The sequence below is a fragment of the Paenibacillus sp. N119s genome, from assembly GCF_059447605.1.
Map to the genome: position 1 here is coordinate 1 of NZ_JCAJRU010000100.1, position 16,196 is coordinate 16,196.

The window sequence follows — 16,196 nt, forward strand, 5'->3', positions numbered from 1 at the left end:
ACGCTATTTTCGAATGGACCCACAGTGGAGAACATGGCAGCGAAATGAAGCCGGGGAGTATACATTTCCACCTTTCGGAGAGGTGAAAATGGGTGAGGAGACGATGTATCAGGTCGGACCGGATTACCATTGCATGTTAGATCGGGCATGTCATGCCCAGGCCATTGTCAGCAAGCCTGGCGGCGGCAGCCTGGCTGATTCGTTCGCTACAGCTACTCCGCTGATTATGCTGGAGCCGTTTGGTGTACATGAAAAGCATAATGCGGATTTATGGGAACGTCTTGGATTAGGTATGCGCTACGAGACGTGGATTGAGATCTATGGCGGTAGTGCCCAAATTCTGGAGGAAATGCATCAGAGGATCATAGAGCTGCGCAGTCGGACGCCGCGTTATATCGAGTCTTATGTGAATAAGATCCACGCATCAGCAGGCTCACCGGGAATGGAGCAGGGATCATGAACGCTGCCGCGGCTGCGCAAGAACCTGCGATGCAAGATATTCGCTTTGGGATCATTGGCTGTTCGGCTATAGCCCCTCGTGCGTTGCTGGAACCGATCCGACATGTTGCAGGAGCCCGCGTGACTGCGTTAGCGAACCGTACAGTTGCCAAGGCGGAACAAATGGCAGAGCGTTTTGGAGTCAAGGTCGTTTATCGTCATGCTGAGGATATGCTTAAAGACCCAGATATCGACGCTGTATATATTGCGCTCAGCAACGATTTACATGCTGAGTGGATTGGCAGAGCTCTACAAGCTCATAAGCACGTGCTGGTGGAAAAACCGTTATGCCTGAATACGGCTGATCTAGCTCCCCTGGCAGCTATCGTTGAACAGGGCAACGCCTATCTGCTGGAGGGAGTCATGGTGCAGCATCATCCCTGGCAGCGTGAGCTGCGCAGAATCGTAGAATCGGGTCGTTATGGTCGCTTGTGCTCCATAGAGACGAGTTTATGCATTCCGGCAAAAGAAGGGCATGTGGACAATTACCGCTCCCGTCCAGAGCAGGGTGGAGGGTGTTTTTGGGATTTGGGTGTGTACTGGCTCCAATTTCTTCAGGCTGTCGTTGGACTGGAGCAGGCGGAATTTCACAGTCAATCGGATTTCGCTGGTCCTCATGGCTGTGACTGGACATTTCATGCCCAAGCCCGTTACCCGAGTGGACTAAAGGCATCTGCCCTCTTCTCATTTGAGCGCCCTTATTGCTGTGCTCATGTACTGACCTTTGATTCGGCAGTAGTCACCTTAAAGGATTGCTTTCGGGCGAATTTAGGCTTTTATAAGATGACACTCAAGACGGAAATGAAGAACGATATCGCCGTGAATATAACGGATGCCACGGCAATGTCCATGTCATCACAGACATCTTCGCATAGCAAGACAGTTTTTGAGCCCATGAACTATTATGTCAATCAGTTGAATGCCTTCTGCAGCATCATCCGTGGTGAAACGGAGCCCATTCCATTTCATGAGGCTGCTGAACGCGTCAGACTGCTGGCAGCTATTCATAAAGCAGCACGCTCGGGTGAGACAATCTATGCTGTATGAGCATGATCGTGATCGTGGTTTTCAAACGGCGAAATTCGAATAATGAAAAAATACGGAGTATCCAAGCAAAGAGAGGAGGCGATTCAGCAGATGTATCAAAAAGACGAAATTTTACTGGAGCGATTCGGCGAGCATCCGACACCCTTTTATTATTATGATGGAGACGCGCTGCATGCACATGTCAGCTCATTGCTGGCCCGATTACATCCGACCGTGCGTGTACATTACGCGCTCAAGGCTAATGGTAACGTAGCCTTGGCCGGGTTGCTGCGCTCGTTAGGTTGCGGTGTCGAGATTGCTTCGGCTGGAGAACTATTCGTCGCCATGGAAGCCGGGTATGCTACGGAGGACGTGCTGTACGCCGGACCGGGGAAAACAGTAGCCGAGCTGCGCGAGGCGATAGCCTGTGGGATCGGCTGCATTCATGTCGAATCGGTGAGAGAACTGCGTCTACTGGAGGACATTGCCGCCCAAACGGGCGTGTTTGTCAAGGCCGCGGTTCGAATCAATCCCGATAATGACCTGTCGGGGGCAACGATTAAAATGGGCGGGGTTCCGCGCCCTTTTGGAGTCGACGAAGGGCAACTGGATGACTTTTTTAAGGTGCTGGAAGATTGCCCGCACGTATATTTTCAAGGCATTCAAGTATATACAGGTACGCAAATGCTGAAGGCAGATCAGATTTTGGCTTCATTTGCGAATACCTTGCAGCTGGCAGAACGGATGCAGGCTCAGTATGGCGTGGCGATGCATACGATCAATTTGGGCGGCGGGTTTGGTGTACCTTATTTTGCTCATGAACAGCCGCTGGATATGGATCATGTCATTGACGGACTCAACGAACTTGCGGAACAGACCCAATCCCGTATACCGGGAGTTAGGCTGATCATCGAAAGCGGCAGGTATCTGGTCGCTCAATCAGGCATGTATGTCTGCCGGGCGTTGTATACCAAAGAATCCAAGGGAGAGAAGTTTGTCGTGGCTGATGGCGGCATGAATCACTATGCCGCAGCTACCTTTCGAGGACGCCGCATAAGGGACAATTATCCGGTGCGTATTATGCGCAGGCAATCAGCAGAGATTCTTACAGAACTTGAGACAGTTAGCATTGTCGGTCCGTTATGTACACCTGAGGATTGTATTGTGAAAAAAGCGGAGCTGCCTCCGATTCACGAGGGCGATTATATTGCTTTTCCGAATGCAGGAGCCTATGGATTGAGCTATAGCCCATTATATTTTTTGGGACATGCTACTCCGGCAGAACTGCTCGATTATCGCGGGGAGGTGCATGTCATTCGTGAACACGGTGATCGCACAGACCTGCTGCACCATCAGCGCATGATTGCGTTGCCTGAGAATGTAAGGTAAATATATAAAAACGCCAAAATCATAGGAGTCGATATCCATCGAACCAGTGACTTGGCGTTTTTTTACATTTTAGTATTGTAGTATCGACTTAACGTGAGTTGGAGCTGCGTATTTCCTGCCGCACCAGCTGCCACACCATAAAGATCAGTACAAGGGCTTGTGGGATAAAGGTTTCCCAAGTTGGATACATCCCCAACCAGCTAATGGATGGAAGCGAGGACGCCGTATGCCCTGGAAGCTTGCCGGCCACCTGAAGCGAATGAATGCTTTCGCCCAAAAATCGGAAGACGAGATAGTAAATCAATACAGTCGCGGTCAGGAAAAAGACGCGAATCGGCAACCGTACACTGAATTTGATGATCGCAAAAGCAAGAACGACCAATATCCCCATTGCCGAGCCAATACCGAGCAGCAATTGCGAGGGTTCGATGGCTGGAGCCATACCGATATAAAAAATAGCTGTCTCGGCTCCTTCACGTAGAATCGCAAGTGCAGAAACCGCAAATAAAGACCACAGACTGCCCCGTGCCAGTGCATTGCCTACGCTGCTTTCTACAAAGTGGTTCCACGCGGCAGCATTGGACTTGCTATGCAGCCAGTTCCCGACGGTTAGCATTAGCACAACCGCCACCAGCCCGGTGATACCTTCCAGCAGCTCACGCATGCTGCCCGATGCCGCAGCTGCTACCAGCGAGGTGAACAGCACCGCCAGAAATCCGCTCAGCACCAGCCCCGTGCCAGCCCCTGCCCATATCCATCGTCCAGCTACGGCTTCGCCGCTTTTTTTGGCATATGCCAGCAAAGCTGCGAGCACGAGAATGGCCTCTAGGCCCTCGCGCAGCAAAATCAGTGCGGCATCCCAGGCAGTATAAGAACGTTGTGCCGTTAACGGACGGAGCCTGTCCAGCATCTGATCCAGCGTCTGCAAGGCTTTATCTGTATTCGGTGGAGAAGACAGCAGGTATCCGGACGTCTCGGTCATTTGATTCTCAATCGCCGTGTAAGACGCCGGATCGGAAATTTGTACATGTCCTTCGACGGAAGGCCATAGAGCGATAAACTGCCCTACCTTGTCTGCCGCTTGCTCTGGCTGATGAGCTACAACATCCTGGCGTGCAGATTCAAGAAGGGTGACTGCATCGCCCAGAGTGGCTGTTGAACCATTCGCCGCTCCGGCAGCAGCATTGCCTGCATTTGCTCCTTGCCCTGTGTTCACAAGTTTGCCCTGACTATAATCAGCCAGCAGCGTCGTTAACGCCTGCATTTCCTTGAGAGCCTGTGCCTGACGTATGGGCTCCGCTTGCATGGAGATGCGAATGAGGCTGATTTTCGTTTCAAGCGAGCTATATACCGAAAAATGGTCCGAACGAATCGGTGTCTCTACCTGGTACCAGGCTTTAACGATTCGGTCGTAATCCACCCGCGCAGCAGCCCAATCGCCTTTTTGCATGGCAGCCAGACTGCCCTTCGCCATAGGAAGCAGCTTTTCCGCTGCTTTGGCTCCGGCCTGAGCTGGTTTATCTACCTCGGCAGCAGTTACGTACTCATTGACCGAGCGGGCCAACACGGATAACGCAGCTTTCGCTGAATCCCCGCCGCCATGGGCAAGCGCCTCTTCTGCATCAGTCAGAGCTTGATCTACCGCTGCAATATGAGCTGAGTCCCCGCCATTGGTTTTGGCAGCTTCCCACAAACCGCGAAATTCCTTTAAATCCTTGGAGGCTTCCGCCCATTGGGCTTGTCCCGCCTCCACCAGTGCTCCGCCGACCACAGGCATCAGCTGCTCATTAGAGACAGCTTTAGCATTTGATTGTGCGAAGGCGGCCGACCCGGAGCCGGATATGAAGGGAGTTGCTGTCAGCAGCAGCGCCGCCGCCAGCACAAACACCCACCTCAAGCTTTTATTGCGCCGATTCATATAAATCCCCTTCCTTGCCTGCTCCTAAAATAACGTATCCCCGATGTAGCCGCCTTGCGATACACCTGGGAAGCAGGCGAACACCGCACTGCCTTTGTGTACAATGTATTCGTTCAGCTTGTCATTGCGTGCAAGCTTCTCCTGAATGTGGACGAACTGCTTGAACAGATCACGCTGATAGCTGATGAACAGCAGCCCGGCATCGAGCTGTCCTGTTTGCTTGTCTAATCCGCTTGAATACGAATAAGACCTCCGCAAAATATTAATGCTCCCGTCCCCATGAGCCAATGCCACATGAGAGGTGGGGGGCGTAAGCGGTTTGCCTTCCGGATTTGTAGCTGCCAGATCCAGCTTGTCGAATTCTTTGGTCTTGCCCAGTGGAGCACCGCTGCTGCGATGGCGTCCAAAGGTGTTCTCCTGGTCGCCTAAAGTTGAACGATCCCATACCTCTACCCGCATACGAATACGGCGTACAGCCATATAGCTGCCGTCGCCCATCCAAGCAGGTCCGTCATTGGCTTGTGTCCACACCAGCCGATTCATTTCGTCTGCCTTGGACGTGTCCGGGTTACCCGTGCCGTCTTTGAAGCCAAGCAAATTACGCGGGGTGCTGCCCGCAGGATCAGCTTGTGCTGTCCGCTGAAAGCCTTCCTGCGTCCAGCGAAGGACCGCCGTGCCTCTGGCGATACGCGCCAAATTACGCAGGGCATGGAAAGCGACCTGCAAGTCATTGGCACATACCTGTACACCGATGTCACCGCCGCACCATTGCTCCTCCAGGGCATCTCCCTGAAAACGAGGCAGCTCACGGAACCCGGCAGGCTTGAGCCCTGCCAGACCGTAGCGTCCATCAAAAAAGGATGGACCCACACCAAAAGTGATCGTCGTTCGGGACGGAGACAATCCCGCTGCCTCGCCCGTATCGGAAGGAGGGAGATTGAGATTTTCATTATCAGTACCAAGCAGCACACCAGAAGTCATTGTCGCACTTGCTTCCGTCCAGGCCTTGAAGAGATTTCGCACCTGTTCCTTGTCGCGGGTCATTAGATCGAAAGCGGCGAAACAGATAAAATCTTGTGCCGGAGTCACAATGCCAGCCTGATGTTTGCCGTAAAAAGGGACCACATCTTTAGTATCTGCCGCTGTCATCATGCTTTCGAGGCGTTGACTGGCTGACAGCACAGCGCCCACGCCACCGCCGCCAAGCAGGAGACCTAGTCCGCCTACTCCTGCCAGCTTCAATAAATCACGGCGTGATACGGATTTACCTTTTCCAGATTGTTCATCATCCGCAGGCTGAGCATCCTTTTTTGCCAGATCAGCCTGTTTATTACGGGATTCCGCATATTGCGGCTTTTCTTGTCCTTTTTGCCGCTTAAAGCCCTTCATATCATTACACTCCTAACAATTTCCCCATTTGGGACAACGGTTCTGCCAAGGCATCGAGGTTCTGGCTCAGTTTTTTAATTTCTTCCGGTTTCAGTTTTGTATACGATACATAGCCTTCGCCGTCTTTGAAAGGAGCTAGCTCCTGCTGTAAGGCTGTGAAGCGCTCACCGATTTGCTTTTCCAACGCCGCGTCTTTTTGGTTCAGATCTGTTTTCAAAATGTCATAAATCTTTTGAGCACCCTCTACATTAGCCGCAAAGTCGTACAAGTCTGTATGAGAATAACGTTCCTCTTCACCTGTTACCTTCGAGGTAGATACTTCGTTCAGCAACTCGACGGCACCTGTTACCATCAGGCTGGCATCAATGTTAACTGTTTCTACTTTGGCGCGCAGCAGCTTGGCATCACTTAGCAGGCGGTCGGAATACTCGTTTAACCCTTTGGTCGTGTTTTCTTCCCATAATGTTTTTTCAATACGGTGAAAGCCGCGCCAATCTGCTGCATCCACATCACCGTCACGGGCGTCAATATTCGGGTCCAGATCGCCTAGTGCTTCCGCAATGGGTTCAATCCGTTCATAGTACATACGTGCCGGAGCGTACAAAGACTTGGCTTTGTCCAGCTGGCCAGCTTTGACTGCGTTCGTGAATTCTTCCGTCTTTTTCACAAACGTATCGCATTGCTCGGTTGCATAGGTACGGTAAGCCGCAACCGCTTGATCAAAATTGGGAGCAGTCGCCGCCGCAGTTGTGGTTTGTGTTGTTGCCCCTGTATCTTTGGATGTCGCAGCGGGCTGCGTATCCGCAGTTCCAGTTTGTCCGCAACCTGCAAACAGAATAGAAGAGACCAGCACTCCGGCCGGCACGGCATAACGTAGTTTCATAATCAATGAACACCCTTTCTGGCCAAACTGGCCCTGAACCATAGTCTATTGCGCGATCTCTATATCGAATTACCTTTTTTTGATAATGATTATCAGTCGCATTTTTTCTTATCATAAGGCTGGTCTATATACCTGTCAATACATAATTTAGACACAAAGTTCAACTCATCATTAAAGCTGTAAGTAAGGTGCCTATGCCCATTTTTATCCGCACATCGAACCATACCTGAGCACATGACATAAAATGTGTTGACTGTATCCCTTAACCTTGTTACACCACATAAAACCCGAGCAAGGAGGGGTGAAATTGACGAAGGGTAACGACCAGAAAAACAAGTTTTTGTTAACTCACCGTGAACGTGAAGTATTTGAACTGCTCGTGCAGGACAAAACAACGCGTGACATCGCCGGACAACTATTTATTAGTGAGAAGACGGTGCGTAACCATATTTCTAATGTGATGCAAAAATTGAACGTAAAAGGTCGTTCACAGGCGGTCGTAGAATTAATCAGGCTTGGCGAATTAAAAATCTGACCTCTCGTTCCTTGCGGGGTACAAAGTCTTCTCAATGATCCTTCAACAATGAAGGATGGTCGGGAAGGCTTTTGTTTTGTAATAAATCAGCTGACACAAATATCTAAACTAGCAAAGGTGAATATATGAAGAAAAAACGATTAAACCGCTGAAATATGTGGGAATTTGTGTGCAAGTGGTGTACTATATAGATTAGGAAGAAAATACCATGTGCTTTGCAGCTAGCTCATATGAATAATTGAAAAAGAAAGCTGTACCACAAAGTTGTATTTAAATAGAAATGCATCTGGTGATAGTCTAAGGATGAACTAAACATCAGCATGACGACAGGATGGAAGATGAATCGGGGTTTGCGCGCAAGGTGTATAAGCTTGTTGCTCAGGTAGTGGGAATTAGCATTTGCCTAGGACTACCTGGGGCATATTCTTGATCGGAGGTGAACGATAAGACGTATGATACCCAACCAACACTTGATGACTTATACGTTGAACAGCGGCATAAAGGGAACCGTCGACCTATCCAGTAAACAGGTGCAGGAATGGATTAAGGCATATCGAATTGGCAGCAAATTTGTAACAGTTGTGGGCAAACAATATTTTGGTTTAAACCCTGAGTTGGTAGCAGATTTCAAGGTACATAATGAATACTCGGAGCAGAGAGAACACATATCCATGATACAGCCTGTAATGGAACGCAAAGCTGTAGATTTGGACCCACTGGTAGAAGCGTATAGCCAGTATAAAACATTTATTCAGGTAGAATGTAAATGTGGTGCTTCCTATATAGAAGAGTCACCACACAAAAGAACCAAGTGGTCATGCAAGGAATGCAACAATATTGTATTCCTGGATCGCAAAAAGGGCATGGTGGACACGAATGCAGGCAAGGCCTGGTACATGACCAACAAATATTATGTAGAAAGACAAAGCAACTGACAGATTGTCAGTTGCTTTTCTAACAGACTTGCACGTGTCTTTATGCACTTTTCACAATATATTAAATTTATACCTGGAAATGCTACTATATCTTTTGCCAAATAATAAAATTGATGTTTTGTACGCTTTGTAGTACATTATCAAGTGTATTATAAGGAGGCTTCTCATGTACGGACATAGACAAGATGATACTTTATACATCATGACTTACACATTAAATAGTGGTATCAAGGGCACAGTGCCTTTGTCTAATCAACAGATACAGGAATGGCTTGAGTGTTACAGAATTGGCAAGAAATTTGTAACCGAGATTGGCAAAGAGTACTTTGGACTGCATGCGGAACTGGTGGCTGACTTTAAAGTGCACAATCAGTATTCAAGCTATCAGGAGGTCATTATCCCGATTCAACAGCCGGATACTGGCTTAAGAGAGCTGTCTCAAGCTTACAAATCAACAGAAACCTTAATTAAAGTAGATTGCAAATGTGGTACATCGTATGTAACAGAATCCCCCTTCAAGCGGACCAAGTGGTACTGCACCAAATGCCGGGAGATTGTTTTTCTCGACAACAAAAAGGGAATGGTTGATACTTCCAGAGGCAAGGCTCATTATATGACCAATAAGTACTTTGTGGAACGGGAAACAACTGGCGTATAAGCCGGTTGTTTTTTTGTTCATAAGGCTTATATACGTCCTGACATTTCAAAGCCGATTGCGCTATAGTGAAATAGGGAGGGATGGAAGTGTGGATTATTTTGCTGAATCATATTTTGTTGATAGGATTTCTGATTGTTTTGATTCAACGGATTTACAAGCATCGCTTTCGTCAGCAAAATGGTAGCAGTTTACTGCTATGCTTGTGGGCGATTATGTTTAATCGGTCCAATAGCTTGTTTGAACTGACAGCGTTATATACGGTGTACACCGTTTTTTTTGCTATAGGAGCATTGTTGTTTGGAGGTTGCTGGCTTGTGCAGCTATTGGAAAAGGAAAAAGATCAATCTTGAAATAAACGATAGTCAGGTGGTGAATGTTATCCGGGAAAATTATACGAATGGTGCAAGAAACCGCATAAGCACGAGCAATGTGTACATAAACGAAACACTTCATTTAGAACAAATTATAAGTAACCTGCGTGTGATGGGTTATGTGGCTTTTCATCATCATCCGCAAATTGCAGCTGAACCTCATGAGCTGGAGGAGTTAAAAAAGCAATTACTGTCGTTTTTTCAAGAGCATCATGTATTGTGGCTTGAGCTTGATCCGCTAACGCAATATGTGGTGGTGAATAACATGGGGAAGGCCACGGTGCTCAAACTCATGGGTCGAAAAATAAACCCGCTACGTGATCGGAGAGTGAACGCTGCTTTGGCCGGACAGCCGCTGCATGAGCTGGACCGGGAGATAGAACGGCTGAATCGGCTGGTTCACCTATTGCGCTATACTCGTTTTTCTTAAGCTATGGCATTCATGTAAAAAAAAGCATTCACGAAGCATGTGTAATCACATGCCGTGAATGCTTTTTGGTATGTTACTTTTTACCACATAAGATGAGCAAATCTACTGTGACATACGGTAAGTCTATTTTCTCCATTCGCTGCCAGTCGGCTTCCGTAGCTCCCCACGATAAGGGAGTCATATGAAGCAAAGGCTCCACAAGGTCGGCATTTAGCATAAAGCGATAGGTTACTCGTTCGGCGGATAGAAGAATAAAGTTATCTTTAAATCGGCTTAATATATTGTCATTTGAATATGCTGGCTTTTTCTGTTCATACAAGCATCTCAATTCCTGAAGGTAATGCTGTTCGGGAATGACCTTTAGGATGCAACCGTCCTCCCCAAGAATCCTTTTAAATTCGCCATAATTAGAAGGGGACAGAATATTGAGTACAGCGTCAAATTGTTGATTTGCAAATGGGCAATGAGCCAGATCGGCAACACACCAAAGAGAATAGGGATATGCTTTGGCTGCGGCCACAATACCTTCCTTAGACAGGTCCATACCTACGCTTGTAAGCTCGGTGATTCCCTTCCCGGTAAGCTTATCCTGAATGTGGGTCGAATGAGAGCCTTCTCCGCAACCTGCATCCAGCAAGTACAGGTGTGATTTGTGATCGAACAGTGGCTTCATAAACTTCATCATTGTGCAGCTTATGGCTTCATTTAAAGGATCGAAAAATCCGTTATTGCACATCATTCTTCTGGAGGTAAATAGCTGTTTATCATATTTGGTCTTATGAGATCGGGCGGATAAATGTAAATACCCGTGTTTTGAAAGATCATAACAATGCTGATTCGTACATAGGAGGCTTTTGCCTTCCACCATACGCATGGGCTGAGAGCATACAGGACAACTAAAAAGATGTTGATGCTTGCCAATCAGGCTAGCCTTCACCTCGTGTTTATTCCATTTGGACATAGAAAAGCACCTCGTTCATTCGTATTTGGTGAATGAAAAAAGGCACAGTCAAATAAACCCTACCCATTTTTAAAAAAATGGTTGAGCTTTCATGAACTGTACCTCACATTACCGTAAACGAATGAACTGAATAATCATATTGTGCAGCGCTCCTCTAAAAAAATAGAAAGGGCTTTCGCCCTCTCTATTGTAACTTAGCCATTAAAAGTTGTCATGTGCTCACACAGATTTCAAAAACTCCACAATCGTCAGCAGACCCTTGTCGAAATTCTCCAAATTAAAATGCTCATTTGGCGCGTGCAGGTTCTCATCCGGCAAGCCGAAGCCCATCAATACAACTGGAGCACTCAGTACACGGGAGAAGGTTTCCACAATCGGAATGGAGCCTCCATCCTTGGTGAATAGGGCACGGACACCGTATACCTTTTCAAAGGCATCCGCTGCTGCTTGCAAAAACGCATGTGACGGATCGATGTTAAAGGCGTTTGCTTTCTCACCTTGTTGAATATCCAGGGTAGCTCCTGCCTGAACGTGGGCGCGCAAATGGCGCTCGATTTTGTCCAGAATATCTTGTGGATTCTGGTTAGCTACCAGGCGACAGGTGATCTTAGCATGAGCTTCCTTGGGAATGACGGTTTTCGTACCTTCACCCTGGAAGCCGCCATATACGCCGTTCAGCTCCAATGTAGGACGCGCCCCAACACGTTCAACGAAGCTGAATCCTTCTTCGCCATAAAGGGAATCGAGTGCGAGATCTTGTTGCAGCTTGCTCTCATTGAATCCTTGTTTCGCAAATTCTGCTTTCATTTCTGCTGATAATGGAGCAACATCGTCATAAAATCCTTCGACGCTAACGCGGCCTTTGTCGTCATGCAGGGTTGCCAGTAGGGACACCAGAGCATGCAGGGCATTCGGCACACCGCCACCGAAGGAGCCGGAATGCAGATCCGTGTTCGCTGTGTGGATGGCGACCTCCAGTGAGCATAATCCGCGCAAACCTGTGCAAATCGCAGGCTTTCCTTTTTCGATCAAAGAGGTGTCAGACACTAGTACAGCATCGGCTGCCAGACGTTCAGCGCCGGTGTGCAAAAACTCAAGCAGGTTCGGGCTGGACACTTCTTCCTCGCCTTCAATGCAAAATTTGATGTTTAGCGGCAATTTGCCTTCTTGCTTCAAAATGGCCTCAACCGCCTTGATGTGCAAGAAAACTTGCCCCTTATCGTCTGTCGCTCCGCGCGCATACAATTTTCCATCGCGAATGGAGGGCTCAAACGGTGGCGTTTCCCACAGATGAAGCGGGTCCACAGGTTGTACATCATAGTGTCCATAGACGAGGATGGTTGGCTTGCCAGGTGCATGCAAATGGTCTGCGTACACTAGCGGGTGGCCTTTGGTTGGAATGATTTCAACGTTTTCCAAGCCTGCAGCAGTCAGTTTGGCCGCCAGCCATTCGGCTGCTTGGTTAATGTCTTTTTTGTGCTCGGATAATGCGGAGATACTCGGAATAGACAGCCATTCCTGAAGCTCGCCCAGTTGTTGTTCTCTGGCTTTTTCAAAATATTCAGTATAACTCATAAACTATGTATCCTCCTTTAAATGTAAATCGTGTTTAAAATGCGCTATCCTCCGAACCGAGGTCGTGGACGATATGTCTAGTTTACTACGTTTTATGCTGAACGAAAAATAGGGGGATAAAAAAGCGATTCTGCTCGGGCCTGTACAGACCTGAGTAGAATCGCTTTTAAACATAAATAAGATGTACTTATGCCCGGATGTCCAGTTGACCTCCAAGATGTGGTTGTACGCTTTTTTCCATCATCTGTACCAAAGCTTGTCCTTGTTCATTGGCCTGATCCTTAGCCATACCCATTACCTTCACACTTACGGCTTGAGCCAAGCTGGCCTGACTCATACCTGTGGATAATGCTGCGATATCCATGTTCCATCCTCCTTTATTTTGGAAATTGGCTTTCTCTGTATTTATCGGTAGGAATGGTTATTTTGTTTCATCCAATTGGAATTGTGTCAGTAAATCCTGAAGCTGCTCTGCCAGACGGGTCAAATCTGCGGCAGACGAACCGATCTCTTCCATGGAGGCGAGCTGTTCCTCAGCGGCTGCGGACACAGTCTCGGTATGAGATGCTGCTTCTTCAGCGATGCGAGTAATTTCCTCCATGCTGCTAACGACTGCACTCGTACCATTAGCGACTCCAGCAGTAGAAGCGGCCACGTTATCGAGCTGTTTCGCCGATTTGACCACCGCTCTACGGATGCGTGAGAAGGAGCGACCGGATAGATCAATAGAATTGATGCCTTCAGTTACACGTTCCTTGGCAGATTCCATAGCGATCAGGGCTTCAGATACACCGCTCTGTATCCCTTGAATCTGTTCGCGAATTTGCTGTGCGGAATAAGCTGAGTTTTCAGCCAGCTTGCGAACCTCTGTAGCTACGACAGCAAAACCTTTGCCATGCTCTCCTGCACGTGCTGCTTCAATAGAAGCGTTCAGTGCGAGCAGATTCGTCTGGCTCGCGATTTCCGTAATGACGGTGACAATCGTTCCGATTCGTCCGGATCGGTCACTCAAAGCGCTGATAATCGTATCAAGCTCTTCCACGGTAGTGCGAATACCATCGATGGAGACGACGCTGTTGCCGATATGCTCACTGCCTGCATCCGACGCTTGGATAGCTTGTGCGGAGTAGGTGGTCATTTCAGCCATAGTTTCGGTCATAGCTGTAATGTCAGCAGACATGCCGCTAACCCGTTCCTGATTATCTTTAGCGCTGTCTAACTGGCGTTCGCTGCCTGCGGCCACATCTTGAATAGCTATAGTTACATGCTCGATGGCACGGGTCGTTTGTTCTGCACCTGCGGCCAGTTCTTGCGAGGATGCCGACAAATTACCTGTCATTGCTTGAATTTCTCTAATCATGTTACGCAGGTTATCCACCATTTGTTGGAAATACCTAGATAGTTGGCCAATTTCATCTTTACTGTTCGTAGCCACGTTAATCGATAAATTACCTTGGCTAATGGCATCCATAGAATTGCGCAATCTATGGATCGGCTTAAGTATACTGTTGATTAGCCACATTGCGAGCACACCAATAACGATGGCTGAAATTATCAACACTACGATCGTCGTGAGAAGAATCGGTTGAGCTGAGGCACGAGTTTCGGTTTTGTCCATCGTTCCGGCAATTTTCCAGCCTGTCAGCGCATTGGTTTTGAAAATCAGATGTTTAGCTACACCAGCAGCATTGTAATCAAAGCTGCCCTCTTTGGAAGTAAACAATTGTGATATTTTTTCTCCCATTTCGGTACTTCCGCTGACTTCTGTCGGGTGGGTAACAATACGTTTGGTGCTATCAAATATCACAATATAGCCGTTTTGGCCGATTTTCAACTTTGTAATTTCTTTTAAATTATTCAGGTTCAGGGAAAGACCAAGAACACCACTGTTGTCGGGAAGTGTACGTGAAATATACACAACGGGGACCTTAGCCGTATTGAGTCCGACCGGGCTGATCACGGTTTGTCCAGGTTTCTCCATAGCCTGTTTGTACCACGGACGCTCACGAGGATCGTTTGTGGAGCCTACAGCTTTGCCAATAATGAGCTTACCTTCGGGAGTTCCTACAAACATATCAACAGCTTCCGCATGCATTTTCAAATATACTTGTAATCTTTTTAGAATGGCATCATCTGCTTCCGCACTGTTGTCACTAGCGGTCAACGTTGTAGAGTAATATTCGAGATCGGCGATTTTGGCTTGAATCGTTTGAGTAACAGCGCGATCAGCTGCAGTCACGCTAGACGTCGCACTGTCCAGTAATTGGCGGTCTGTCTGGTTATACGCTGCCTGATATGAGAAAGAGCCCACAATAATACTAGGAACAAGCATGACCAGCAGGAAAGCTGCTGTCAATTTCTTGCGTAGTGTTAATGTTTTCAGTCGTTTCAGTTGTTTCATCTAACCCCTGCTTTCTATCTATATATTCATTTCAAAAGCTTACACCATATGTATTTACTATCGGTTTTTTGGAGCTGGATTGATAGATTTATTGCTAATTTGTCCAATACGTCTAAGAAATTGCTTGCATAACATGCAGTATCTTGCAATTGGAGGGATAAGGTATGGGTTTTTTTCTGGATATGAGAAGCTCCACCAATTCATCAAAAACAGGTGAGGGCCCCGATATTCAACTGGGTTCTGTACCGGAGCGATTCGGTTTGATTACGCTGCGGACTTTTCTTGTGCCAAGTCCGGTTGTGACTTTTAGTGGTTCGATTGGCCTGATTGGTGAGCTTGGTGATACGTATGCGGTGGAAATCGTGCGTGGAGCCAACTATGATCCGAACGAGGTAGTCTACCGCGCCGAGGGGGTACTGGGCGTGAATGGAGCTAATGAAACGCAAGCTTTTAATGCACAGGACTTATCCGCTCCCTGGGCAATGCAAACGGTATATTCTTCTTATATTTCGGGTGTATCGACCACTGTTCGTAATGGTCCAGAGGTGTTCACAGGCATTGCCTCAACTCCGTTTTTGTAAATATATCAGACAAGGATTCCTAATCAAAAGTTCGCTGCCTGTTCATAGTCTCCTATGATCAGGTCGACGGGCTCCAAGCTTAGCAGCCACGAGTCTGGGGTAGACATTTACCGCTGGCTCGTGGCTATGATAATGAACTGGTTATTGTAAATCTAGTTCTTGTAATTTCCCTCATGAGCGTATTCTACAGAGTTGATTGTGCTTCCCGAATTCTAATTCTTTAAAATTTCTCGCAAATATCCAGTCAACTCATCTGCTGCTTTAGTATGGGCGGAGAGTCCGGGGTGACTGCGAGATCCTATTGTTGCTTCTGTTGTGTTCGGCAGTTGGAACACCGACACCTTCCGATCCTTCGTTTTTTTCTTATACGCGTCTACCGCCCGGTAGATCGCTGGCATCATGGGAGTACCAAGCATCCCATAGGCCCACACAATATGGGCAGCAGGATTATAGGTCCGAAGCTTGACCAGAAAATGTTCGGTAGCGTTTTCAAAAGCTTGCACATCCTCTTCATTGAACGTGCCATCCTCATTCAAGCGTTGCTTGTACACTTTCCCACTTACTGGATCCGTCCATGCTGGAGAATAAAAGGCGCCCCCGTCATTAGTCCCCAAATTCACTACAACCACGTCCGGCTGCCAGGAGG

Annotated in this window: 16 protein-coding genes and 2 pseudogenes; 9 read left to right on the top strand and 9 right to left on the bottom strand. The window is 47.7% G+C overall.

The genetic code is table 11. The annotated features are described in order from the left end of the window. From AC5V8P_RS13060 to AC5V8P_RS13070, 3 genes and pseudogenes are all read left to right on the top strand, one after another. A pseudogene (locus AC5V8P_RS13060) lies at positions 1-460 on the top strand (UDP-glucuronosyltransferase); the annotation flags it as partial. Continuing rightward, positions 457-1,545, top strand: a complete 1,089-nt coding sequence (locus tag AC5V8P_RS13065) for a Gfo/Idh/MocA family protein (RefSeq protein WP_064797428.1) — start codon at positions 457-459, stop codon at positions 1,543-1,545. The pseudogene AC5V8P_RS13060 and the gene AC5V8P_RS13065, both read left to right, overlap by 4 nt. 90 nt (positions 1,546-1,635) lie before the next feature. Further along, positions 1,636-2,913, top strand: coding sequence for a type III PLP-dependent enzyme (locus AC5V8P_RS13070; protein WP_064797429.1), 1,278 nt, complete (start codon positions 1,636-1,638; stop codon positions 2,911-2,913). A gap of 88 nt (positions 2,914-3,001) precedes the next feature. Here AC5V8P_RS13070 and AC5V8P_RS13075 read toward each other — a convergent pair whose 3' ends face one another. Genes AC5V8P_RS13075 through efeO form a run of 3 tightly spaced genes read right to left on the bottom strand, consistent with a single transcriptional unit; the run spans position 3,002 to position 7,103 of the window. Next, positions 3,002-4,831 carry an FTR1 family iron permease gene (locus AC5V8P_RS13075; protein ID WP_064797430.1) on the bottom strand — a complete coding sequence of 610 codons (1,830 nt, stop codon included), beginning with the start codon at positions 4,829-4,831 and terminating at the stop codon, positions 3,002-3,004. Between the two features lie 24 nt (positions 4,832-4,855). Beyond that, complete coding sequence (gene efeB, locus AC5V8P_RS13080) at positions 4,856-6,220, bottom strand: iron uptake transporter deferrochelatase/peroxidase subunit (protein WP_064797431.1); 1,365 nt, start codon at positions 6,218-6,220, stop codon at positions 4,856-4,858. Between the two features lie 4 nt (positions 6,221-6,224). Next, the gene (gene efeO, locus AC5V8P_RS13085; RefSeq protein ID WP_064797432.1) at positions 6,225-7,103 is read right to left on the bottom strand and encodes an iron uptake system protein EfeO; all 879 of its coding nucleotides are present in this window, start codon (positions 7,101-7,103) and stop codon (positions 6,225-6,227) included. Positions 7,104-7,410: 307 nt separating this feature from the next. Between efeO and AC5V8P_RS13090 the strand changes: the two genes are divergently transcribed. From AC5V8P_RS13090 to AC5V8P_RS13110, 5 genes are all read left to right on the top strand, one after another. After that, positions 7,411-7,638 (top strand): helix-turn-helix domain-containing protein, encoded by a 228-nt coding sequence (locus AC5V8P_RS13090; RefSeq protein ID WP_013372773.1) that lies wholly within the window; start codon positions 7,411-7,413, stop codon positions 7,636-7,638. Positions 7,639-8,090: 452 nt separating this feature from the next. Further along, a complete protein-coding gene (locus AC5V8P_RS13095; protein ID WP_063209336.1) occupies positions 8,091-8,573 on the top strand; it encodes a hypothetical protein in 483 nt (160 codons plus the stop codon). A 166-nt stretch (positions 8,574-8,739) separates the two neighbouring features. After that, positions 8,740-9,231 (top strand): hypothetical protein, encoded by a 492-nt coding sequence (locus tag AC5V8P_RS13100; RefSeq protein WP_013372771.1) that lies wholly within the window; start codon positions 8,740-8,742, stop codon positions 9,229-9,231. Positions 9,232-9,317: 86 nt separating this feature from the next. Further along, a complete protein-coding gene (locus tag AC5V8P_RS13105; RefSeq protein ID WP_063209334.1) occupies positions 9,318-9,581 on the top strand; it encodes a hypothetical protein in 264 nt (87 codons plus the stop codon). Positions 9,582-9,597: 16 nt separating this feature from the next. Further along, positions 9,598-10,032 (top strand): hypothetical protein, encoded by a 435-nt coding sequence (locus tag AC5V8P_RS13110; RefSeq protein WP_064797489.1) that lies wholly within the window; start codon positions 9,598-9,600, stop codon positions 10,030-10,032. Between the two features lie 73 nt (positions 10,033-10,105). On the opposite strand, the gene AC5V8P_RS13115 is transcribed toward AC5V8P_RS13110, so the two are convergent. The 5 genes and pseudogenes from AC5V8P_RS13115 to AC5V8P_RS13135 all read right to left on the bottom strand — a co-directional run bounded on the left by AC5V8P_RS13115 (position 10,106) and on the right by AC5V8P_RS13135 (position 14,969). Next, positions 10,106-10,705 (bottom strand): methyltransferase domain-containing protein, encoded by a 600-nt coding sequence (locus AC5V8P_RS13115; RefSeq protein ID WP_495473670.1) that lies wholly within the window; start codon positions 10,703-10,705, stop codon positions 10,106-10,108. Positions 10,706-10,837: 132 nt separating this feature from the next. Beyond that, positions 10,838-10,993, bottom strand: a pseudogene (locus AC5V8P_RS13120) (putative RNA methyltransferase); the annotation flags it as partial. A 219-nt stretch (positions 10,994-11,212) separates the two neighbouring features. Then, positions 11,213-12,568: a dipeptidase gene (locus tag AC5V8P_RS13125; protein WP_064797434.1), complete on the bottom strand. Its 1,356-nt coding sequence runs from the start codon at positions 12,566-12,568 to the stop codon at positions 11,213-11,215. A gap of 187 nt (positions 12,569-12,755) precedes the next feature. Then, positions 12,756-12,932: a YjfB family protein gene (locus AC5V8P_RS13130; protein ID WP_064797435.1), complete on the bottom strand. Its 177-nt coding sequence runs from the start codon at positions 12,930-12,932 to the stop codon at positions 12,756-12,758. A gap of 57 nt (positions 12,933-12,989) precedes the next feature. After that, the gene (locus AC5V8P_RS13135) at positions 12,990-14,969 is read right to left on the bottom strand and encodes a methyl-accepting chemotaxis protein (RefSeq protein ID WP_064797436.1); all 1,980 of its coding nucleotides are present in this window, start codon (positions 14,967-14,969) and stop codon (positions 12,990-12,992) included. Between the two features lie 164 nt (positions 14,970-15,133). On the opposite strand from AC5V8P_RS13135, the gene AC5V8P_RS13140 reads away from it, so the two are divergent. Further along, on the top strand, positions 15,134-15,550 hold the full coding sequence (locus AC5V8P_RS13140; protein WP_063209326.1) for a hypothetical protein: 417 nt from the start codon (positions 15,134-15,136) through the stop codon (positions 15,548-15,550). A 212-nt stretch (positions 15,551-15,762) separates the two neighbouring features. Here the strand turns inward: AC5V8P_RS13140 and AC5V8P_RS13145 are convergent. Then, positions 15,763-16,196 (bottom strand): SGNH/GDSL hydrolase family protein (locus AC5V8P_RS13145; RefSeq protein ID WP_495473669.1); only part of this gene is annotated, 434 nt, incomplete at its 5' end.